The 23,210-nt window shown below is 43.3% G+C and carries 20 protein-coding genes and 2 other annotated features; of the genes, 17 read left to right on the forward strand and 3 right to left on the reverse strand.

The annotated features are described in order from the left end of the window. The first annotated feature begins 115 nt into the window (after positions 1 to 115). The 15 genes from CYL18_RS03960 to trhA all read left to right on the forward strand — a co-directional run bounded on the left by CYL18_RS03960 (position 116) and on the right by trhA (position 17,409). Positions 116 to 793, forward strand: coding sequence for a DUF2642 domain-containing protein (locus CYL18_RS03960; RefSeq protein WP_104848133.1), 678 nt, complete (start codon positions 116 to 118; stop codon positions 791 to 793). A gap of 910 nt (positions 794 to 1,703) precedes the next feature. After that, entirely contained in the window at positions 1,704 to 4,550 is a 2,847-nt protein-coding gene (sucA, locus tag CYL18_RS03965; RefSeq protein ID WP_104848134.1) for a 2-oxoglutarate dehydrogenase E1 component, read from the forward strand. Between the two features lie 15 nt (positions 4,551 to 4,565). Further along, positions 4,566 to 5,825 carry a 2-oxoglutarate dehydrogenase complex dihydrolipoyllysine-residue succinyltransferase gene (gene odhB, locus CYL18_RS03970; RefSeq protein WP_104848135.1) on the forward strand — a complete coding sequence of 420 codons (1,260 nt, stop codon included), beginning with the start codon at positions 4,566 to 4,568 and terminating at the stop codon, positions 5,823 to 5,825. A gap of 415 nt (positions 5,826 to 6,240) precedes the next feature. Beyond that, positions 6,241 to 6,489 (forward strand) — a binding site (T-box leader). Between the two features lie 42 nt (positions 6,490 to 6,531). Then, positions 6,532 to 6,757: a binding site (T-box leader), on the forward strand. 50 nt (positions 6,758 to 6,807) lie between these two features. Next, a complete protein-coding gene (locus tag CYL18_RS03975) occupies positions 6,808 to 8,190 on the forward strand; it encodes an anthranilate synthase component I family protein (RefSeq protein WP_104848136.1) in 1,383 nt (460 codons plus the stop codon). Further along, the gene (locus CYL18_RS03980) at positions 8,171 to 8,764 is read left to right on the forward strand and encodes an anthranilate synthase component II (protein WP_104848137.1); all 594 of its coding nucleotides are present in this window, start codon (positions 8,171 to 8,173) and stop codon (positions 8,762 to 8,764) included. Before CYL18_RS03975 ends, CYL18_RS03980 begins: the two co-directional genes overlap by 20 nt. Beyond that, positions 8,757 to 9,797, forward strand: coding sequence for an anthranilate phosphoribosyltransferase (gene trpD / locus CYL18_RS03985; protein WP_104848138.1), 1,041 nt, complete (start codon positions 8,757 to 8,759; stop codon positions 9,795 to 9,797). The genes CYL18_RS03980 and trpD overlap by 8 nt, the downstream gene beginning before the upstream one ends. Then, entirely contained in the window at positions 9,782 to 10,570 is a 789-nt protein-coding gene (gene trpC, locus CYL18_RS03990) for an indole-3-glycerol phosphate synthase TrpC (RefSeq protein WP_104848139.1), read from the forward strand. The genes trpD and trpC overlap by 16 nt, the downstream gene beginning before the upstream one ends. After that, positions 10,570 to 11,184 carry a phosphoribosylanthranilate isomerase gene (locus CYL18_RS03995; RefSeq protein ID WP_104848140.1) on the forward strand — a complete coding sequence of 205 codons (615 nt, stop codon included), beginning with the start codon at positions 10,570 to 10,572 and terminating at the stop codon, positions 11,182 to 11,184. The genes trpC and CYL18_RS03995 overlap by 1 nt, the downstream gene beginning before the upstream one ends. Further along, on the forward strand, positions 11,184 to 12,401 hold the full coding sequence (gene trpB / locus CYL18_RS04000) for a tryptophan synthase subunit beta (RefSeq protein ID WP_104848141.1): 1,218 nt from the start codon (positions 11,184 to 11,186) through the stop codon (positions 12,399 to 12,401). The genes CYL18_RS03995 and trpB overlap by 1 nt, the downstream gene beginning before the upstream one ends. Beyond that, positions 12,382 to 13,176: a tryptophan synthase subunit alpha gene (gene trpA, locus CYL18_RS04005; RefSeq protein ID WP_104848142.1), complete on the forward strand. Its 795-nt coding sequence runs from the start codon at positions 12,382 to 12,384 to the stop codon at positions 13,174 to 13,176. Before trpB ends, trpA begins: the two co-directional genes overlap by 20 nt. A gap of 70 nt (positions 13,177 to 13,246) precedes the next feature. Continuing rightward, positions 13,247 to 13,720 (forward strand): DinB family protein, encoded by a 474-nt coding sequence (locus CYL18_RS04010; protein ID WP_104848143.1) that lies wholly within the window; start codon positions 13,247 to 13,249, stop codon positions 13,718 to 13,720. Between the two features lie 261 nt (positions 13,721 to 13,981). Further along, positions 13,982 to 14,653, forward strand: a complete 672-nt coding sequence (locus CYL18_RS04015; RefSeq protein WP_104848144.1) for a 5'-methylthioadenosine/S-adenosylhomocysteine nucleosidase family protein — start codon at positions 13,982 to 13,984, stop codon at positions 14,651 to 14,653. Between the two features lie 160 nt (positions 14,654 to 14,813). After that, positions 14,814 to 14,972, forward strand: coding sequence for a hypothetical protein (locus CYL18_RS19215; protein WP_161497074.1), 159 nt, complete (start codon positions 14,814 to 14,816; stop codon positions 14,970 to 14,972). Positions 14,973 to 15,187: 215 nt separating this feature from the next. Continuing rightward, positions 15,188 to 16,639 (forward strand): NAD(P)H-hydrate dehydratase, encoded by a 1,452-nt coding sequence (locus CYL18_RS04025; protein WP_161497075.1) that lies wholly within the window; start codon positions 15,188 to 15,190, stop codon positions 16,637 to 16,639. Positions 16,640 to 16,764: 125 nt separating this feature from the next. Beyond that, positions 16,765 to 17,409, forward strand: coding sequence for a PAQR family membrane homeostasis protein TrhA (gene trhA / locus CYL18_RS04030; protein ID WP_104848147.1), 645 nt, complete (start codon positions 16,765 to 16,767; stop codon positions 17,407 to 17,409). Between the two features lie 89 nt (positions 17,410 to 17,498). Here trhA and CYL18_RS04035 read toward each other — a convergent pair whose 3' ends face one another. Both CYL18_RS04035 and CYL18_RS04040 read right to left on the reverse strand, forming a co-directional pair. After that, positions 17,499 to 18,200, reverse strand: coding sequence for a type 1 glutamine amidotransferase domain-containing protein (locus CYL18_RS04035; RefSeq protein WP_104848148.1), 702 nt, complete (start codon positions 18,198 to 18,200; stop codon positions 17,499 to 17,501). Between the two features lie 102 nt (positions 18,201 to 18,302). Further along, positions 18,303 to 18,854, reverse strand: coding sequence for a biotin transporter BioY (locus CYL18_RS04040; protein ID WP_236636221.1), 552 nt, complete (start codon positions 18,852 to 18,854; stop codon positions 18,303 to 18,305). A gap of 178 nt (positions 18,855 to 19,032) precedes the next feature. On the opposite strand from CYL18_RS04040, the gene CYL18_RS04045 reads away from it, so the two are divergent. Beyond that, positions 19,033 to 20,565 (forward strand): hypothetical protein, encoded by a 1,533-nt coding sequence (locus tag CYL18_RS04045; RefSeq protein ID WP_104848149.1) that lies wholly within the window; start codon positions 19,033 to 19,035, stop codon positions 20,563 to 20,565. Between the two features lie 42 nt (positions 20,566 to 20,607). Here CYL18_RS04045 and CYL18_RS04050 read toward each other — a convergent pair whose 3' ends face one another. Continuing rightward, entirely contained in the window at positions 20,608 to 20,865 is a 258-nt protein-coding gene (locus tag CYL18_RS04050) for a hypothetical protein (protein ID WP_104848150.1), read from the reverse strand. A gap of 79 nt (positions 20,866 to 20,944) precedes the next feature. Here CYL18_RS04050 and helD point away from each other — a divergent pair, with 79 nt between their 5' ends. Further along, entirely contained in the window at positions 20,945 to 23,179 is a 2,235-nt protein-coding gene (helD, locus tag CYL18_RS04055) for an RNA polymerase recycling motor HelD (protein ID WP_236636222.1), read from the forward strand. Positions 23,180 to 23,210: the final 31 nt, after the last annotated feature.

Here is a 23,210-nt window from a genome sequence, read left to right on the forward strand (position 1 = left end):
GACTTTTTAGTCGTTCAAATGACAGGTGAAAGTTAAACAACAGACCTTGTTGATTTATGTCAGATTAAGTGTTGCCCCTCTGATTTTATTTAAGCTTGAGAAAGGAGGAATGGACATGAATAAAATGATTCAAGGATTAGTAAATAGAGTGGTACGGATAGAAATCTCCGGGAAGATATATATTAGCGGCAGGTTGGTTAAATTAGGCAGCGATACGCTGGTTTTGTTTGATGGGAAAGATTACTATTACATGCCGTTAGTCCATATCCAAAAAATGAAAGTTGATGACAATGAGAAAAGGGATATTGAGATACCGACAGACTCTCCAAGTATCACTTCCGAATATGATAAAGACGATATCTCATTAAGAAAGGTTCTGACACAAGCAAAGGGTGCGTTTGTTGAAATATATGTCACGGCAGGCAAGCCTTTGCACGGCTATATAACAAGTATTATGAATAACTATTTTGTATTCCATTCCCCTATATATAAAACGATGTATATAGCAATCAAACACCTGAAATGGCTGATCCCTTATACGAACAGTCAACCTCCATATGGTTTGGAGAATCAAAACTTCCCGGTGCCAGCAATTCATACATCATTAGCTAGAACCTTTGAAGTTCAAATAGAAAAGTTCAAAAATCATATTGTCATATTTAATGTTGGGGAAAGTAATTATCATATAGGAAAAATAAATAATATTGAAGAGCAGATGGTCGAATTACAGGCAGCAAGGAATCAGCCCATTATGATAAATCTTCATCATATAAAGACTCTGCACTTAGTATGAGAGTCTGTGAAGTAGATGATGGGCTTATTATGGGAAGATTGCTTATTTAGATAGTTTCTGGCTAATTTGCCATAATTCTGAAAACGAGCATTCTGCAGACATCCTTTCATGTAAAGAGGCAAGAGAAGATGTCATTAAAAGCAAAGAGCTTGAAAGATGGAACAAAAGTCATTACAGAATAATTTTCAAGCTTTTTATACTTTGATAGCCTTTGGGTTAATTCACGGAATTGAATGATGTGAAATATCGTCAAAGCATTATTAGGCAGATTGTCTATCTTCTGGATTTGTATAGATTTCCTTAATATATACAGTTGATGGAAAAACAAAGGGGCCGTCTATGGAAATTGAATCAAAAGCTGTATATCTTGAAGAAAAGGTCTTTAATCATAGAACGGTCGATTTTTTAACAAGGGTAAATACACTCCTTCTATAACAAGATAAAACGAGGTATTCCGTTTAAACCAGTTAAGGCATTAATCATGCAATCTTTATAGAAAGGACGCCTGTACTCACACTATAAAACATCAATAAAATATTTTAATCGTCTTTGTTAATTGACTAAATTACATAGATTTCTTCCCGTATGGCATAGATTAATTGGTTTTATCATCTATTTTCTTGCGTAAGCTCTATTTGTCACAATGCTGACTAGTACTCTGCCAAGCTTTGAGCAATTCATCCTCTATGAACTGAATAGTTATTCATTATTACATCAATATCATTCTTTTCATCAATAAAGTTCATAATCTTTTCAATTTTGAGTTCAAAACTTTGAGTGTTGGAGCCAAATCATGGTAGAATAATGTCGGAAATGTTTTATCCTTTCGACTTTTTTGAAAAAGATATTACAATATAGTATTTTGGTCGTGAGTGTAAAACAAAACAAAGGATAACAGGGGGATTTCTTGATGAAACCTAATACACCTGATACGACAAACCCTTGGCTAGACTTTCAAGGTCCTAACTTGGGATATGTTCAGGAAATGTACGAAGTTTTCGAAACGGATCCAGATTCGGTGGATCCGGAATTAGCGAGGTTATTTGAGCAGTGGGGGCCTCCGGTTTTTGAGGAAGCTGGTCAAGTAAATGAGAACGGCAAACAAGCGTTTACTGCGAAGGGGTATGAAGCAACCGATTTTCTTTATAAGGTTGCACAAGCAGTGAAACTGGCAGAGGATATTCGCACGAATGGTCATTTGGCCGCGGATATTTATCCTCTATTTAAGAGGGAACGAAATGGCATCGACTTTGATTTGAAACAGTATGGTTTGACGACCGCGGATTTGAAAGCGATGCCAGCGTCGATTATTAGCGAATTTATACCGAAAAAATATACAAATGGCTATGAAGCTATTGAATATTTGAAAATGCTTTATACGAGGACGATTTCATTTGAATTGGATCATGTTCATGACCTTGAAGAAAAGAAATGGCTCACGCAAATGGTCGAAAGCACGGCTTCAGGATTTAAGCTTCCAGATGAGAAGAAGAAGAGAGTCCTGAAACGTTTGACTGAGGTAGATGGATTTGAGAAGTTCCTTCATAAAACCTTTGTTGGCCAGAAGCGTTTCTCTATAGAGGGTGTCGATTCCCTTGTGCCGCTTTTAGATGAAATTGTCTCTAAATCGGTTCGAGGCGGAACGAAGTCCATTAATATCGGAATGGCTCACAGAGGAAGATTGAATGTGCTTGCCCATGTTTTGGGTAAACCATATAAAAATATATTCTCTGAGTTTCAGCATGCGCCAAACAAGGAACTCGTACCTTCGGAAGGTTCAATCGGGGTTACCTTCGGATGGACAGGAGATGTGAAGTATCATCTTGGTGCGGGCAGGAAAATCAAAGAAGAAAATACAAGGGAAGCGGTTATTTCACTTGCCAATAACCCTAGTCACCTTGAGTTTGTAAACCCAATTGTCAATGGTTTCACAAGAGCAGCTCAGGACGACCGTACGAAAAGCGGATATCCGGTCCATGATCCAAAAGCCAGCATGGCGATCATTATTCATGGAGATGCGGCATTCCCTGGTCAGGGTGTTGTTGCAGAGACGCTCAACTTAAGTCAATTGAATGGCTATCAAACGGGCGGAACCATTCATATTATTGCCAACAATATGATTGGCTTCACGACAGAGAGCAGAGATTCCCGCTCTACAAGGTATTCATCTGACCTTGCAAAAGGGTTCGAAATTCCAATCATTCATGTCAATGCGGATGATCCGGAAGCGGTCCTTGCGGCAGCTCTTGTAGCGTATGAGTATAGAGAAAAATTCAAAAAAGACTTCTTGATTGATTTAATCGGCTACAGACGATTCGGTCATAACGAAATGGATGAGCCGATGACGACTAATCCGGAAATGTACAAGCTTGTGCATGCCCACCCAACTCCTCGGGAGGTATATGCAGAGCGCTTGGTCGAGCAAGGTGTTATCACGAAGGAAGAGGCACAGCGCTATGTTGATGAGCATGCGGCGATGCTGAAAGATTATTATGATCAAGTCGGCGAGAAGCAGGATGGCAATCTTGAGGATGCCGATGTGCCGAAGGTCATTGAGTCTGGAATTCCGGCCGTTGAAACGAAGGTAAGTCTTGAGGAATTGCAAAAAATCAATCAAGATTTGCTCAAGCGTCCTGATAATTTCAATGTCTTCAAAAAGCTCGATAAGATTTTGATGAGAAGAAGCGATGCATTGAATGAAGGCAATAAAGTGGACTGGGCATTGGCTGAGGTTCTTGCCTTTGCATCTATTCTGAAGGATGGTACGCCAGTCAGGCTGACAGGACAGGATTCAGAGCGCGGAACCTTCGCGCACCGCAATCTCGTGCTTCATGACCCTGATACAGGAGAAACCTTCTCTCCGCTTCATACACTAGATGGTGCGAAAGCATCCTTTGCTATTCATAATAGCCCGTTATCTGAAGCAGCGGTTATCGGTTTTGAGTACGGCTATAATGTGTATTCAGAAGATACACTCGTCTTATGGGAAGCCCAATATGGTGACTTTGCCAACACGGCACAAGTATTCTTTGATCAATTTATCGCAGCTGGAAGGGCGAAATGGGGACAAAAATCCGGTCTTGTCATGCTGCTTCCGCACGGATATGAAGGACAAGGGCCAGAGCATTCCAGCGCCCGCCTTGAACGATTCCTTTCACTTGCGGCAGAGAATAACTGGACAGTGGCGAATTTGAGCAGTGCAGCTCAATATTTCCATATTTTAAGAAGGCAGGCGGCTATTCTTGGCAAAGAAGAGGTGCGTCCGCTTGTATTGATGACACCAAAGAGCTTATTGAGAAATCAAATCTTTGCGAGTGAACCTCAAGAATTCAGTGAAGGAGAATTCAAATCCTTCATCGAACAGCCTGGCCTTGGGAAAAATAAGGATGCTGTTGAAAGAATCGTCTGTACAACAGGAAAGATGGCGATTGATCTTGCGCAAGCAGTCGATGGAAAAGAGGATATGGACTGGCTTCATATTGTCAGAATCGAAGAGATTTATCCATTCCCGTTTGCAGGTGTTCAAGAACTGTTTGCTTCCTATCCGAATTTGAAAGAAATCAAGTGGGTGCAAGAAGAGCCGAAGAATATGGGTGCATGGACATTCGTAGAACCGCGTTTGCGTGCGGCTTCTCCTGAAGGGGTAACAGTGGATTATATCGGAAGAAGACGACGTTCATCTCCGGCTGAGGGAGATCCAACTATCCACAAAAAAATTCAGAACCATATCATCACAAGTGCATTAACACGCGAATAGAGGAGGAGAACAATAATGGCAGAAGTTATCGTACCAGAATTAGCAGAATCAATTACAGAGGGAACAATCGCCCAGTGGCTTAAACAACCGGGTGACACCGTTGAAAAAGGTGATTATATTGTTGAACTGGAAACAGACAAGGTAAATGTTGAAATCATCTCTGAGTATGCGGGTGTGCTGAAAGAACAACTGAAAGAGGAAGGCGACACTGTATTAGTCGGTGAAGCAATTGCTATCGTGGATGGCGATGGCGGAGGCAGTGCTCCGGCTGAGAAGAAAGAAGAGCCAAAACAGGCAGCAGCACCTCAAGAAGAGCAGCAGCAAAGCTCCCAAGCACCTGCACAAGAAGAAGTGAAAAAAGGACAACAGCCAGTCGCTTCTCCTTCTGCACGAAAACTAGCGCGTGAAAAAGGCATTGATTTATCAGAAGTACCAACTGTAGACCCTCTTGGAAGAGTGCGCAAGCAAGATGTGGAATCATACGATCCAACTAAAGCACAGGCACCGAAGAGCGCGAAGCCTGAGCCGAAAAAAGCTCCTGAGGCGAAAGCGGCTCAACCAGCTCCATCCGGCAAACCGGAAGAACGCGTGAAAATGTCCAGAAGACGTCAAACTATCGCGAAACGCTTGGTTGAGGTTCAGCATAATACAGCAATGCTGACAACCTTCAATGAAGTTGACATGACTAACATTATGAATTTGCGCAACAAACGCAAAGATGCCTTCTTGAAAGAAAATGATGTGAAGCTCGGATTTATGTCCTTCTTTACAAAAGCGGTTGTCGGGTCATTGAAAAAATTCCCGATGCTGAATGCAGAAATCCAAGGCGATGAGCTGCTTATCAAGAAATACTACGATATCGGCGTGGCTGTATCTGCTCCTGAAGGCTTGGTTGTACCAGTCGTTAGAGACGCAGACCGTATGAATTTCGCAGAGATCGAAAAAGAAATCGGTAACCTTGCGAAAAAAGCGCGTGACAATAAATTAGCTCTTCAAGATCTTCAAGGCGGTACATTCACGATCACAAATGGCGGTGTATTTGGATCCCTCATGTCAACACCTATCCTAAATGGTACACAGGTAGGTATTCTAGGCATGCATGGTATTAAGCTTCGCCCAATCGCGATTGATGAGACAACCATCGAAAATCGCCCTATGATGTACATTGCGCTATCTTATGATCACCGAATCGTTGATGGAGCGGAAGCTGTAAGCTTCTTAGCCAATATCAAGAAATTGGTTGAAGACCCTGAAAGCTTATTGCTTGAAGGTTGATAGAATAAGAGAAACAGCCTTTAACTAGGCTGTTTTCTTTTTTAATCCCTTTTGATGTTTTCGACAACTAATTGGCCATTTTCTTCACTTTTGGCAGAATGGGCGAGACTCTCGGCACGGAAAAGCTAACAAATCGAGACCTCACAGTGCGAAGCGCGAGGAAGCTCGATGCTTGCTCGCGGAAAGCGAGCTCATTCTGCAAAAAGTAGCTTTTATATACGAATTTAATTTTAGAACATAAAAAACTGTAGACTTAATCCTAGCTGGATTTTGTATATAACTTGAGACAATAGCCAGTAATCTAGCTGTTCTCTTTTTTAGTAAATATTAGGTTGACAATTCAGAATTATTAAATTATGATAATAAAAACCGCTGGATTATTCTGGATAACCAGCATTTCGTTTAATTGAATCATTTACAGGCGATGAGGAAGAGGAGTAACCTTTGAAGGAGTTTTAGAGAGCCGGTGTTTGGTGGGAACCGGTACGAATTCTTTGGCGAATGGACTTCTGAGCTTTCAGGCAGAACATCTGAGGATTAGTATGCGCTGAACGGTGGTGGCAATCGTTACAATAGGCCAGGCAGTTGAAGCTAGCTGTCTTTAAAGCGGATTGTTCTTTTGGACAATCAATTAAGGTGGCACCGCGGGTCTTCCGTCCTTATCTAATAAGGATGGAAGACCCTTTTTGCGTACAATCAAATATTGTTTATAGCGTAAAGAAAGAGGAGTAGCGTTAAGTGATGCATAACAGAGAGCCGGAATTGGTGAGATCCGGTATGCTGGCTTTTCGTGAATGGGCTTTCGAGTGATCTCTTGAACTGTCAGTAGGGAGATCCGGGTTTCCGCCGTTAAAAGGATAGGGTATCGAAATATTTTTCCGTACCTGAACAGAGTCCCAACGGGGGTGGCACCACGATCATACGTCCTCCATAAGCATAGTTTTTTGCTTATGGAGGATTTTTTATTTGGAGGGGGATTTGGATGAAAGAGCGCCATGTATTTAGACGAACGATTTCGGGAGAAGAGAGAGCGCGAGCAGCTGAGCTCGAAAAAATGAAGGGCATTGCTATATTGGATTTTCCGTCACTTCAGCATGGGAGGGTAAGAATACTTGCATTGAATGTGCATGCCGAGCTTTCTCAAAAGAATGGAATCATGACGGTTAAGTCTCGCGGCAGAGTAGAAACGGTCACGGAGGATGCCCAAAAACACCTCCAGCACTGGATTGATGGCCATGCGGAGAGTGAATCCTGTCTTCCCTTTTCAGGAGGAGCGATTGGCTATATTGGCTATTCGTATAGCTTTCAGTTTGAGAACTTGAATGTGCCGGAGCTAGACTTGCTTGATATGAATGACCTTCATCTGCTGTTTCATTCAGACTATTTCATTTTCAGCGGGGCAAAAGGAGAGGAGTGCGAGCAGGTTCATGTTCATTATGGCAGTCCGATTCAGGCGAATGAAGCAGAAAAACGAATGGCTAGTGTTCTTGACCAGGCTTCGTTTAGCAGGCGAGCAGAACCCTCTTATTCTATTGGCTTATTAAGCAGTAACTTTACGAAGGCCTCCTTTATGGAAGCTGTCGATTCTATAAAAAGTCACATCAGGGCGGGGGATATCTTTCAAGCCGTCCTATCGCAGAGATGGTCAGGAGAATTCAAAGGTGATAGCTTGACGTATTTTTTGAAGATTAAGGCTCAGCATCCCTCCTCCTTCAGTTTCTATCTTCCCTTCGAAAACTATGAGGTTCTAGGATGCTCGCCTGAACGGCTGCTAGCTGTTGATCAGGGCATCGTGCATTCCAATCCAATCGCCGGGACACGGAGAAGAGGAAGTACGAATAGAGAGGATGAGCAGCTGATAAGGGACTTGCTCTCCGATGAAAAGGAAAAAGCGGAGCATTTGATGCTCGTTGACTTAGCCAGAAATGACCTCGGCAAGATATGCCGTAAAGAGAGCATCTTGCTGAATCGATTCATGGAGATTGAAAAATATAAGAATGTGATTCATTTAGTTTCAGAGATTACAGGGACGCTCGCAGAGGATATTCATCCCGCAGATGCCGTGAAAGCCTGCCTTCCTGCAGGAACTGTATCAGGAGCGCCGAAAATCAGAGCAATGGAGCTCATATCCACCTATGAACAGGAAAAAAGAGGGGTATATGGCGGCGGTGTCGGCTACTTTTCCTTCGAAGGGAACAGCGATTTAGCGCTTGCGATCAGGATGGCGGTCGTGAAGGATGGGATGATTCATCAGCAAGCAGGAGCAGGAATCGTCCATGATTCCATTCCGGAAAATGAATGGCATGAAACACTGCATAAAGCAGGAGTGAAGGAGGCAGGGCTAAATGATTTTACTTATCGATAATTTTGATTCCTTTACGTATAACCTCTATCAGCTTTGTTTGGAGCTTGGAAAAGAGGTGGAGGTGAGACGGAATAATGCGATTTCCGTCAGTGAGGTGGCTATGATGCAGCCAGATGCGATTATCCTCTCTCCGGGTCCTGGACGGCCAGAAGACAGCGGGGTATGTGCTGAGGTGGTCAATGCCTTTTATGAGGAGATTCCTATTCTAGGCGTCTGCCTCGGGCATCAGTTAATTGGCCAGCTCTTTGGGGGAATTATTACACAGGCCAAGGAAATCAAGCATGGAAAATGCTCCCCAATAACCCATCAATCCGGAGAATTATTCGAAGAGATTGCACCATGCTTTGATGCGATGAGATATCATTCGCTTGTCATTGAGCGAAATAGCCTGCCTGAATGTTTTGAGCTAACCGCTTTCTCTCTCGATGACGGGGAGATTATGGCTATTGCCCATAAGGAATATCCGCTTTATGGCGTTCAATTTCACCCTGAATCCATTGGTACACCGGTCGGCAAGCAGTTATTAACGAATTTTTTTCAATTGAATCGAAAGGGGAGAGCAATCTATGCATGAATATTTACTCGGTTTAAGTAAGGGAGAGAAAGTTCGGGGAGAAAACCTTGAAGAGGCCATAAAGGCTCTTATGACTCCAGCTTGTTCTGAAGCAGAAATTGCGGCTTTTCTGATGGGGATGAACCATCCTGACCATAGGGCGGATGAGCAGGATCTTTATATTATATCGGAAACCATTCGTCAGGCATCCAGTCATCATCTCTCCGATATTACAGGTGCGATGGATAATTGCGGGACAGGAGGCGACCATAGCAACAGCTTTAATATCAGTACGGCGGCCGCTTTTATTCTCGCAGCTGCAGGCATAAAGGTGGCCAAAAACGGTAACCGGAATATGACGAGCCGCTCTGGCAGCATGGATGTTCTTAAGGCATTGGGCATCAATACCATCAATGACGAGGCACAGGCGAGAAGGCTCTTGGCTGAGAACAATTTAGTGTTCCTGAATGCGGGGCATATCCACCCAAGCTTAAAGAGCATCGCTGCTGTACGAAAGCGGCTGAGGATTCCGACCATTTTCAATGTTATCGGACCATTGACAAACCCTGTCCCGCTCGACTATCAGATGGTCGGTATTTACGACGAAAGTCTCTTAGAGGTATATGGGAGAGCATTAATGAAATTAGGCAGGAAGAGGGCTGCAGTCATTCACGGTGCAGGGGGAATGGATGAAGCGTCACTTGCGGGTGATAATGCGATTGTCTTGGTCAATAAGAATGAAATGAAGCGAATTAATCTTCACCCTTCAGAGCTTGGGTTGACAGTGAGAGCGAATGACTCCATCAAAGGGGGCAGCCCTGAAGAAAATGCCGAAATTCTCGTTCGTTTATTAAGAGGCGAAAAATCGGCCTATCGAGACATTGTCCTTTTAAATGCTGGTATTGGGCTATACGTAGGGGAAAAAGCAGCAACATTTGTGGAGGGAGTACAATTAGCGGCTGAATTAATTGATTCGAAAAAAGCATTTCAGAAATATGAGGCATTAAGGCAAGAGGAAGTCAGGATGGGGGAGAGCGAATGTCAAATTATTTAACGAAAATCATCGAAAGCAAGCAAGAGTATTTAAAGAGTCATCAGCTTGAATTAAGGGAAAAGCCCAAGCCGGCGCGGAAAAAGAAACTAAGCTTTACCGAACGAGTGCGCAATAAGAGAACGCTTGGCATACTCGCTGAATTTAAGCGTTCATCCCCATCTCTTGGCGTCATTAATCATTCAGTTGCTCCTACCGTTATGGCCGGAAAGTATGTCACTGGCGGGGCGGATGGGATATCTATTTTGACGGATGAGGTTTATTTCAATGGGCATATAAGAGATTTAGAAGCCGTAGCCGCAGAGGTGGAAGTGCCAGTCCTGTGCAAGGATTTCATCATTGAGCCGATCCAAATCAACCTGGCTTATCAAGCAGGGGCGGGAATGATCCTTCTCATCGTTCGTGTTCTTGAGAAGGATAAGCTCCACACTTTATATCAGCATGCCATTCGGTTAGGTCTTGAGGTTCTATTAGAGATTCATGATGAAAAAGATCTAGAATTGGCAATGTCCTTGAAGCCCGAGCTGATAGGCATTAATAATCGTAATTTGCATGAGTTTTCAACGGATTTATCGACAACGGAGTCCCTCATGCGCCTCATTACAGATCCTGACATCATCATAGTCAGTGAGAGCGGAATAAAGAGCGTAGAAGATTGTGAGCGCATCGCCGCTGCTGGAGCAGATGCTGTCCTCGTGGGGGAAGCGTGCATGAAGCATCCTAATCCTGAACAGTTGCTAGCACAGATTAATCGAATTGAAAGAAGGCCATTGTAATGAAGGTCAAAGTATGCGGCATTCAGACGAGGGAGGATGCCAGAGCTGCAGTCCGGCTTGGAGCCGATGCACTAGGGTTTGTTTTTGCTAAGAGCAAAAGGAGAGTGAGTCCAGCCATTGTCAGGTCAATCGCGGAAGAAGTACCGGGTGAATGCTTGAAGGTAGGGGTTTTCGTGAATGAGCATCCATTGATGGTGCGAGACATTGCGAGATTCTGCAATCTAGGCGCCATTCAGCTGCATGGGGACGAACACACCCGTGATTATGAGTCCATTGGTTTGCCCCTTATCCGCTCCATACCTGTGATAGAGGGAGAGAAGGTTGACCTCAACAAGTACGGAACGGCTGATTATTATCTTCTAGACACTGGAGGAGGCAAAGCAAGAGGCGGAATGGGAATCCCTTTTGATTGGGATCGGGTTCAAGGAATTGGCGAGGGAACTGACAGGATTATCTTGGCAGGAGGGTTAAATGCAGCAAATGTAAGTGAAGCCATTCAAATAATCAAGCCATATATGGTGGATGTCTCTAGCGGGGTAGAAACGAACGGAGTGAAGAACCCTAAATTAATGGGCGACTTTATGAACGCAGTGAAGAGAGAGGAGATGGCGTAATGCCAATGCAAACAGAACAAGCAAGCAGCGGAAAGTATGGGGAATATGGCGGGAGATATGTACCGGAAACATTAATGCCAGCTTTAAAGGAGCTGGAGGAAGCCTATGAACGAATTGGAAAGAGCGATGATTTTCTGGATGAGTATCAATCGCTTTTGAGCGATTATGTCGGCCGGGAGACCCCTCTCTATTATGCGAAAAACTTAACGGAGCATCTGGGAGGAGCCCGCATTTATCTAAAAAGAGAAGATCTGAATCACACAGGGGCCCATAAGATCAATAATACGCTTGGTCAGGCACTTCTTGCCAAAAAGATGGGGAAGAGGAGAGTCGTTGCTGAGACAGGCGCCGGGCAGCATGGGGTGGCGACAGCCTCTGTTTGTGCCTTGCTCGGTCTTGAACCGATTATCTTCATGGGTGAAAAGGATGTGGAACGACAAAAACAGAACGTCATCCGTATGGAGCTATTAGGGGCAAAGGTCGTGCCGGTTACATCCGGAAGCAAGACGTTAAAGGATGCCGTCAATGAGGCTTTGCGCTATTGGGTTATTAATATCGAGGATACGCATTATTTGATGGGATCTGTCCTTGGTCCGCATCCTTTTCCCTTGATTGTGCGTGATTTCCAGAGTGTCATCAGCAAGGAGGCAAGGGAGCAAAGTCTGGCATTGACAGGGGCATTGCCTGATGTGGTCATTGCATGTATTGGCGGGGGAAGCAATGCAATGGGTATGTTTTATCACTTCCTGGCTGATACGGCAGTCGAATTGATTGGGGTTGAGGCTGCAGGTAAAGGACTGGAAACGGATTTTCATGCTTCGTCACTCACGAAAGGCAAAAAGGGAATCCTGCATGGGGCCTATATGTATTTGCTCCAAAATGAAGACGGACAAATTCAGGAGGCACATTCCATCTCAGCCGGACTTGATTATCCGGGGGTAGGACCGGAGCATTGCTTCTTAAGGGATGCTGGCCGTGTGGAATATACATCCATATTGGATAAAGAAGCGCTAGAGGCATTCATGCTTTTAACGTCAAAAGAGGGGATTCTGCCCGCGCTTGAAAGCTCCCACGCCATCGCTGAGGTTATGAAAAGAGCCCCGCATATGAGCAGAGATCAATCCATCATCGTCTGCCTCTCTGGAAGAGGAGATAAAGACATGGACACGGTCATAAAAGAACTGGGAGGATATGAAAATGAGCAATCAATTATCTGAGAAGTTACGGAATCTGAAAGAGGACGGAGAAAATGGCTTCATTCCCTATATTATGGCTGGTGACGGAGGGCTGCAAAAGCTGCCTGAGACGATTCGTTATCTGGAGGGGTTAGGAGCCTCCGCTATCGAAATCGGAATCCCCTTCTCCGATCCGGTAGCTGACGGTCCAAGCATTCAGGAAGCAGGGCTTCGCGCGCTCACGGAAGGGGTTAATTTACGAAGCATCCTTGAAGTGTTATCAGAGCATGATTTCTCTGTTCCGCTTATCATTATGACTTATGCAAATCCAGTATTGCAGATGGGGCTAAAAACCTTTGCAGAAGCGGCAAGGCGTGCTGGTGTATCTGCCTGCATCATACCGGATGTTCCGCTTGAGGAGGAAGCCCTATTTAAGGAGCCTCTCAGGGGAGAGGGTATTGTTCTTATTCGGCTCGTCCCATTAACAGCCTCCTTAGAGCGGCTTGAGGATTTGAGCAATGAAGCGGAAGGTTTTTTATATGCCGTAACCATTAATGGAATAACAGGTGAGAAGGCAGAGCTTGAATATCGCTATCTGCAAGAAAGGGTAGAGTATTTGAAGGGGTTGACCAAAGTGCCGATCTACGCCGGGTTTGGCATTTCCAATCCGAAAACGGCGAATGCCCTATTGGCGTTTTGTGATGGAATCATCGTTGGATCCAAAATCGTCAATGCTCTTCACAAAAAAGATAAAGAGGAAATCGAAGGGTTTGTTAGGGGTGTGAAACGTTCATCAGAAGCTCCATTTGTTTTCTAAAAGCTGTAATCGGGTATGAATATAGATGCCACTTATGTGGACTAAATAGTTGCAGCGGGAGGGGAAAAGGATGAAAACGGCAGGGATGAAAAATCAATTTTATCTGACACGCAATAAATTGAAAGAGTCAGTAAGTGATCTTTCTGAAGCTGAAGCGGATATTCAGCCGGAAGGATTCTCTAATACAGTAAGATGGCAGATTGGTCATCTCTTAGTAAGCGCAGAAAGCTTCCTATTTGGTTATCCGAAGGCTGGATCTCCTGTTCCGGAATTGTATGCAAGCTTTTTTGAAAGCGGGACAGCACCATCGCGCTGGCAACGAAGTGCCCCGTCATTGAAAGAACTGATAAAGCAATTGGAAACACAGGAAAAAAGGATTGAAAACTTGCCGGATGACTATTGGAGTGAGAAGATTTCAAGTCCTATTCCTGGATTGAAGATTGAAGACCGGGAAGAGTTATTCCATTTGCTTCTTCATCATGAGGCAATGCATCTGGGACAAATACAATCCATTAAACGGCTGAGTGCAGTCGAAAGTCATTAAAATATGAGACTGGAGGGCATTCAGATTATTTAAATCTGGATGCCTTTTTTATGAGCTGTTTTCGTAAATATTGCGGCTTTTGAATAAAATGGGGAGCTTTTACAGTAAATTAGGTACTGCCTTCTTGAACAAAAAAGAGGACAGGTAGTAAAAGGATATTTATATATTAATAACGAATAGATGATAAACACAGTAAAGAAGGATTCTGACCGTGTATAGACACTCAATCGTGAAAAATTATATTTACAGGGTGATAAGCTGATGGTAGGAATAAGTATTGCAACGAAGTGGGAATTTAAAGCGACATTGGAGTACTTTGGCATAAAAGATAACGAATGTTTCAGTTATCCGTATGGCGAGTATTTCACAAGAACAATGAATGATACGAAACTCATTTTTTATAGTACAGGTGTAAGAAAAGTAAATGGCGTTGGCGGTAATCAGTATATGATTTCTAAATTTAATTTAACCAAAGTTATCGTTGCTGGAACGTGTGCGGGAATAGATGATCAATTTAGTATTTTGGATATATTTATACCCGATAAAGCCGTTCAATATGATTGTACAGTAAAAGAAATCGAGCCTCTTATTAAACAGTCCTTCATAGTCGATATCGCTCTATCAAAATATGGAACTGATTTTTATACTGGAACAATTGCCACCGCTGATAAAGCAGTAGTTATGTGGAAGGACTATTTAGAATTAAAGGAAAACAAAATAACGATAGCTGATACAGAAGCAGGTGCAATAGCTTATATCTGTAAGAAGAATGATGTTGAATGCATAATCATTAAAGGTATATCTGATTTTCCAACAGATGAAAGAAAATCGGATAAAGTAGAATCGAACATGGTACAAATTAATGTTTATTTAGAGAACACACCAAAAGTTATGAACAAAATTTTTAGTGAATATTTAAATAGATTTATTTGAAAATTTCAAGTTAAAATGATGAATTTCATCAATGTAATCATTCTAATTGTTCTCGGTTTTTAAGGGTATATTGGTTAACATGTCATCATTACCTATGGTAAGAAAGGTTAACTCTATTATACTGAAAAAGGGTAATATTGGTTTTATGAGTGCTATTTTTATGAAGCGCAGACTCCTATTATCGGCAGAATGGGCGAGACTCTCGGTACGGAGAAGGAGGCAGGCTGATGACAGCTCTTGCCGAGGCGAGCTGGCGAAAGCAGCTCCCCCACGATTCGCTGAGTCCATTCTGCCGAAAATAGCTTTCATGTCCAAATAGGTTGCGAGAGTATAAAAAAACTTTAGACCAAACCCTTAATGGATTTTGTTTAAAGTCGGAGACAGCAAAAAAGCTGTCTTTTTTTTATGGAATTAGCAATAATCCTTGCGAGTGAGTCTGGTTTATATGGTTAAAGCGGATGGGTAAATTTAGTAAACACTGAATTTTTAGATTATATGATAGTATTTTTGTATACTATTTTCATAGGAGGGTTGATGAACGTGAATATCTATTTTGCGGAAGAAATAAGAGAATGTGATCGGTTGGCTGAAGATAGCGGATTATCGATTTTTTCGTTGATGGAGAATTCCGGACATGCCTTGTTTGAAGGTATGAGCAAGCTGCTGCATAAGAAGCAGAGGATTGGCATCCTGGCAGGAGGCGGCAATAATGGCGGAGATGGAATTGTGCTATCACGCCTTTTGCTTAACCATGGGTACAAGGCGGAATTGATTTTTCCGCTGGGGCTTCCTTCTTCTAGAGTTGCCCAAGATCATTTGGATTACTATAAAACATGCGGGTATCGTTATTCCACTGAAATGGAAGGGGAATATGATGTCTTAATCGATGGATTGTTCGGAATCGGCTTTAGACCGCCATTTACGAAACAGATGATAGGATGCTTGGATTTCTGGAAGAAATCCAATGCACTGAAAATCGCCATTGATATCCCATCAGGAGTTGAGGCGAATCATGGAAGAGTTGAGGCAGCTTTTCAGGCGGATCATACTTTTTGTCTTCACGGCGCTAAGCCCTCTGCTTTCTTGTATCCGTCCGGCACCTATTATGGCGAATTGCATATTGTGGATATTGGGCTACCTCAGCGGGCTCGATTTCGAGTTTGGACGGAGGAGGATGTCCGCGGTACTTGGCCTGCTGCGAAGGATTATACACATAAAGGAACGTTTGGAACTGGATTGCTGATTGCTGGAAGCAGGCAGATGCCAGGCTGTGCCATACTTGCGGGAACGGGCGCCATGCGAGCTGGCGTCGGGAAGCTTGTGATGGCGACTGAGAAAACAGTGGCTGATTCTTGTGTGATATCACTGCCGGAGGCGACCTATGTTGATCGAGAAGATTCGCAATGGCGGAAAGACCCCTCAATCAGCAAGATTGCAGCTGTAGCGATAGGGCCTGGCCTAAAACCGGATGATTCACTAGAGAACCTGATTACCGACTTTCTTGAAGAGAGTGAATTCCCTGTTATTCTGGATGCTGGGGCTCTTTCTGAACGCAGCTATCCAAAGGGGCGGAAAAGTCCGGTTATTTTGACACCGCATCCAGGAGAGATGGCCAGAATAACCGGCAAAACGGTTGCAGAAGTGAATGAGAATCGAATTCAGCTAGCGAGTGATTATGCAATCTCTCATCATGTTACAGTCGTTCTCAAGGGAATGAATACGGTTATTGCTTTTCCGGACGGAACTGGTTTTGTGAATGTAACAGGAAATAGAGGACTATCAAAGGGCGGAACAGGCGATACATTGACAGGTATCCTGCTTGGCATGGCTTCTCAAGGATATCAACCATCAATGGCAGCCAATGCTGTTTATCTTCATGGAAAAACAGCCGAGCTTTATGCAGAGGAAAAAGCGCCAAGCTCCATGCTTGCTTCTGACATCATGCAGATTTGGCCCGTGTTATTAAGGAAGATGGAACTTTCATAGAAAAATCACACAGTAGGGTGAATGGAAAGTTAATAGCAGAGCAATGGTGAAAATTTTGTCGTTTTTGATGCTAAAAACCTAAAAAAATCGGGAATAGACTAAGAAAACATGAAGGGAGTTATGTCATGAATCGTGTCTATACGTATACAAAAAAAGAAGAAGTAGTCAATGCTATTACACATGGGATAGGAGCATGCCTATCGATTGCGGCTTTAGTGCTGATGGTTTCTAATACGGTTGTAAACGGAGCAAACGGACGGCTTGCCATTGTGCTGATTTACGGAATATCCATGCTGATGCTCTTTACCTTTTCGACCCTCTGCCATGCCTTTCCGGAAGGGAAAGCTAAGCTGGTCATGGAATTATTGGACCATACGTCCATTTATTTGTTCATTGCGGGAACATATACGCCTTATGCAGTTATTGCGATAGGCGGAAAGACCGGATACACCCTTTTGGCGCTGGTTTGGGGATTAGCTGTATTGGGGATTATCTTTAAGGCATTCTTCTTAAGGAAGTTCATGATCATGTCGACCTTGATTTATATCGTGATGGGCTGGATGATTGTGGTGGCCTGGGAGCCTCTATCCCATGCAGTACCTCCTATAGGGCTGCAGATGCTTATTTATGGAGGACTGCTGTACACGCTTGGATCGATTTTTTATGTGTGGAGAGGATTTCCCTATCATCATGCTGTGTGGCATTTAATGGTGCTGGTTGCGTCAATTTTGCATTTCTTGTCCATCTTTCTTTATATATTGCCTCTTTAATAGAGACAGAAAAAGCCGATTCAGTTCTTCCTGATTTGATTGTCAGGACGGAGTGAATCGGCTTTTTATTGATCACTATAGCAAGCTTCTTATCTATAAACGTGAGCTTGGAGGTGTTTTAAGGTTTTCTCGCCTACCGCGCGAGCGCTTTGCGGGTTTTGCCCGGTAATGATTCGTTTGTCTTCAATCACATGACTAGTAAACGGAATCGTGGATTTCTTGAAGGATTTGGCTACAGAACGCAGTTCATCCTCGAGATAGAACGGGATCTTACTTCCTTGGAAGATAAGCTTTTCCTCTATATTGCTATACCCTGTTACCTCAACATCCTCAAGGAGATGAGTGCCATCAGTTAATCGCGTGTGGAGCAATGCGGCAGGTCCGTGGCAGACAGCTGTTACTAGACCGCCATTTTCATAGATAGCAGCAGTGATTTCCTGGATTTTTTTTGATTCTGGAAAATCCCACAACGTTCCATGACCACCGGCGAAAAAGACACAATCATATTCCTGACCATCAATATCATCCAGTGACAAGGAATGGTCAAGCTTGCTAATGAAATAAGGGTCGAGATGATATGTTTTAGTTGTTTGGTCCATTAACACCGGCAATAGGCTTCGCGGGTCAATGGGAACTTTGCCGCCTTTGAGGCTTACGATATCGATAGGGAAGCCAGCAACCCTGACTACATCATAGAAATGTACCAGTTCACTGAACCATAACCCGGTCTTGTCGGAATCTTTTTTCATGGTTCCATGGCTTGTGACGATTGCCAATACTTTCTTTTTCAATGGAAAACCTCCTTTACGGTGCGATAAGAACACATTTTATCACATTTTCGCGATATTTGCCTTTTTTCCTCACTCGCAAGAAATTTGTTTGCCAATTTTTTCTTATAAAGTACTGGGGAGCAGTCTAGCTGAAAGGAGTCGTTTTCGAATCAGAATGCCTAAATATGCCGCTATAATAGCCTTTAGGATGCCCACAGGAAGGAATGGCATAAACCCTGTCATAAAAGCTGCATTCCAGGAAATGGATGCGACAAATTTCAACCATGCCATCCCGAAGGCAAGGGTGATTACCATGCCCAATAAGTTGGCCCCAATGGCATGTGGGGTTGTGAAGCCTTTCCTTTCGAGCCAATACCCGGTCAGGAATGCGGCGGGAATGAATCCGAATAAGTAGCCGCCTGTCGGTCCGAATACTATACCGAGACCGCTCGTGAAGCCGGCAAAGACAGGAAGGCCAATGGTCCCTAGAGCTAAGTAGACAAGAATCGTATATGTACTGAAGCGTGAACCAATGATGGTTGCAAAAAGGCCGACCGCTAACGTCTGGCCTGTGATCGGGACGAGCGGGAGAGGGATTGTGACTTGAGCCAAAATGGAAAGAATGGCTGCATACATGGCGATGAACATCATATTTCTAGTCTTTAAACTGCTCACGGTTCTTCCTCCTTGATTATAAGTTAACTAATATTTGTTTAAGGTTAACACATTAATTTCCGTTTGGGTAGTGAAACCGCGGTCAGAAAATTCTAAAATTATCATACATTTTTTTACAATGATGATATAATTAATGAAGAAATACCTATAAATTTATGAATTGAAAAGGGGGAATAATGTGAGCAAAAAGGCGAAGGTGCTGCCAATAGTCATTCTGTTGGCTCTTTTTAGTTTGTTTTACTTTTATAATCTTAATGTAGCAACTGCCTTGCCGGATGATGACTGGGGACGGGCAACACAAATGGATGGAGCTTCAACTTACCCTATGCAGCAATACAGCTTTGTTGAGGGTGATAAGATTCATACTTATGTTCCGGGCGATAATGATGTAAGGTATAACGTATCGGATGAGAATTACAAGAAAGTCGATGAGTCGATTATCCCGATTGATGCAGATATCAACACGCCGATTTGGGGGGATGGCCAGAGAATTTTATATTTACAGGATGGCAATTTGCAATTATATGATAATGGGAAATCAGCAATCATAGACGAAGGAGTTGTCTGTTTTTACCCTGGTGAAGAGGAGATTATATATTGGAAAGAGAAAGAGGTTTTTACCTATAAGGCAAGCGTTAATAAATCCAGCTTGCTGATTACCATGAAGGCACCAATCAGTCATGTTGCTACTGCGAACGGGGATGACAGCGTACTTATTTCTACTAATCCTACACCGCAGGATTATCAATTTTATTTATACATAGGAAACGATCTGTTGGAGCTTACCTCTTGGTCTTCCTTTAATAGTGCTACGGTTGAAAATATTCTTTATGATTCAAATGGCCAGGAAGGGTCTATATTAATTGAATCCTTTAATATGTCGCAAGGAGAACGCACCAATATGGCCAATCTCATCACCTTCAGCCATAAAGATATGGAGGTGAGCGGGAATGAGCAGATGTTATTTGCAGATAGCAGAACTGGGGCAAAGCTTGCTAATCCGCGGTATTTCAATTTCCGGTATCTTGACGGCAGACGAGAGTTTTTATTCGTATCGGAGGGGCAAAGAGAGGGAAAGAAGACCGGGTATAATGTTTATTATGCGAATGCCACCCAGGATGGCCAATGGATAGGAATGAGAAGAAGCACCTCTCTTGAAACTAGCTTGAACCCTCGCTGGGCCGGTGATAGCCATATCTTATGGCAAACCTTTGACGGCAAGGAGTATCATACCTTTGGCACCTATAACGGTAATGAGTATGTTGAGTCAACGATGGCGAAGACTAAGGACGATTATCGTACAGCTATGTATGATTTTATCAGCGGAATCTTCAGCAGCTTTGTTATGATTTTCTTTGGATTTGTATGGGTCATCCCGCTTATAATCTTTTATGCAGTGTTGACGTTTGTGCGAAGGGATGATTTTGAAACGGATAAAAATTGGGCTGAACCGGCCGGGGTTATTATCTATATAGTAACGGTCGTATTCGTTTTTAATAATGTCTTATCAGAACAATTGTTTTCACTGGCACCGGCCTATCTGACCTTCCCATACAGCATGGTCGTATGGCCATTGGTGATTGGAGTCGTATCTTATTTTCTCTATAAATATGTGACTGATAAAGATATTGGGCTATATGCCGGAATCTCATACTATATAGGATTGAACATTTTGATGATGACTGGTTTATTTGGACCTTATCTCATCTGACTCTTTTGCCGGACATTCTCTTTCTGAGGAGAATGTCTGGTTTTATTGTGTCTTATACGGAAGAAATTCTGAGCGCTCTCTTTGCTTCAGCATATGATTGAAGATGCGGTAATGATAAAGGAACGCGTCGAATGGAAGTGGTTCATCCTGGAAATCATAGGAGGATAGGAACAGCTCTAATTGTTCGGTAAATTCGTTGTCATCAAGGAGTCCGTGAAGATATAATGGGTATTCATATGTTTGATAAAGGGATGAAAGGCCATTTTCCATGAATATGGCTTCTATTTGTGTTTTGTGCATTTTTCTCACCTCTAGCAAACAGTATCGGATGGACGTGGGTGATTTATTCATTTAAAAGAGGATGGAAGGGGGCAGTTTTGTGGAAGAATCAGCTTTTAAGCTTGAGCAGGAAAGGCTGGAATTTATCCGGCAATATATGAGCGTTGTAATTGATACCGCGAGAACGAGCAAGGAACGGTTTCTGGCGAAGATGAAGGAAACCTTCGCCGATACCGATTGGGAGGAAAATACGGAATATGGCCAGCTTTTGACGACGGCCACATTTTATCAAATGTCCAATGATGAATGGGAGAGCCTGAAGCGCGCCTTGCCAAAACCGTACTTCGCCCGAGTGGATTTCGTGCCTTCTGAGGCTGGTCAAGCCGAACGATTATATATAGGCAAGACTTCTTTGTTCCAGAGGGACAATCAGGAGCAGCTGATTATTGATTGGCGTTCTCCGATTGCCAATCTGTATTATGACGGAAGGCTAGGGCATGTTTCCTATACGTCTGAGGGAGAAACATACGATGGAGAGATTACGTTAAAGCGCCAGCTGATGATTGAGGATGGCGAGCTTGTGGACTTGCGGGATATTGATTTGACAACGGTGGATGAATTATTGCAGGAAACTCTAGCGAAGAGCTCGGCGAGCCGGCTCACAGAGATTGTAGAGACCATCCAAGAGGAGCAAAACGAAATCATTCGGGCTGATCTTAATAAACCAATCATTGTTCAAGGAGCGGCCGGAAGCGGGAAGACAACAATCGCGCTGCACCGCATCTCCTATTTTCTCTACCATTACAAGGATGTATTTAACCCGGCAGATTTATTGATACTGACACCAACTGTCCTCTTCATGGAATATATACAAGAAGCCTTGCCTGATTTGGGGGCTGAGCGTGTACGGCAAGCAACCTATGCCCAATATGTCGAGGAGGCTATCGGGAAAAGAATCCCTCTCGCTAAAGACGAAAAATTGACGGAGGTTCTTTCTGGAGGAAATTCGACCGCTAAGCTTTCCAGAATTAAGGGAAGTTCCCTTTTTCAGCAGATATTGGACCATTTTTGTGAGGAAATAAAAAGCGGTCTTTATTTCCATGAGGATTTCAAGGTCGATAAATTCAAGCTCTACCCAGCCAGCAAATTAAATCATTTACTTACGAAGGAATATACATACCTGCCGCTCTATAAACGTGTCGACAAGCTGAAGAGTCTGCTGCAGCAGCAGGTGAAGCGGCAAAAGGATGAAATGCTAAAGAAAATCACGGCCCATTATGACGGCAAAATTGAGAAGGGGCTAAATTTCAAAGGGGACGAGAGAAAGAGAAAAGCCTATATTTCAGAAGTCTTAAAACGAAAGGACATGCGATTAACAGCTTTTAAGGATGAGCTGAGGAACACTGTCCCGCGCTATATCAGATTGGTCAAGAAAAGCAGCACCTTCACCCATTATAAAGATCTCTTTTCCAATCCTGAAAGGATGTATGATTATGCAGGAGGGGCGCTGATGATGGAGGATGCGGCAGATTTATGTGCCTATAGCCAGCAAATCTTCGCAAAAAGGAAATACGAAATCGAGGATCTTGGTCCGCTTCTCTATTTGCATGCAAAGCTTTATGGGGTTCATCCAGACCATCGGGCCAAAAATGTGGTCATAGATGAGGCCCAAGATTATAGCTTCATGCAAATTGCCGCTTTAAAAACAGCGCTTGAAACCGATATGTTCACATTGGTAGGCGATCTTGCCCAAGGGATTCACTCCTATCGCTCCATTACAAGCTGGAAGGAAATTTCAGAAAAAATCTTCCCGCGTGCAAGCTACAAAGAATTGAAAAAAAGCTATAGGACCACCATTGAAATCATGAATGAGGCAAACAAGCTTCTCGATAAGCTGCCTTATGACTTTCCAGTCGTTGAACCGATTGTCCGACATGGTGAAATGCCGCGGTATATACAATACGAAAATATAGAGCAATGGGCAGAAGGCGTTGCCAGACAAACGGCAAAGTGGAGAGAAGAAGGTTACCATACATTTGCTATCATTACTAAAACAGCGAGTGATGCGAGGATTGCCCATAAAGTGCTCCATGAGAACGGGTATAAGGCATGCCTGCTGGAAGAAAAGATGTCCATTCCGAAGGATGAGGCAGTCATCGTTCCTTCTTATCTATCGAAAGGGCTTGAGTTTGATTGCGTCATCGCCTTCAGTTACGATGAAGTTTATAGGGAAGAAAATGAAACAGATTTAAAATTACTGTACGTGACGATGACAAGGGCCATGCATAGACTTCAGCTGACAAGCAAAGAAGAAGGGGCATTTATCCTCGGATAAGTGTCTAGGTGAAGGAACGTATACCGTTCCT

This window comes from Pradoshia eiseniae (assembly GCF_002946355.1).
GTDB classification, from domain to species: Bacteria; Bacillota; Bacilli; order Bacillales; family Pradoshiaceae; genus Pradoshia; species Pradoshia eiseniae.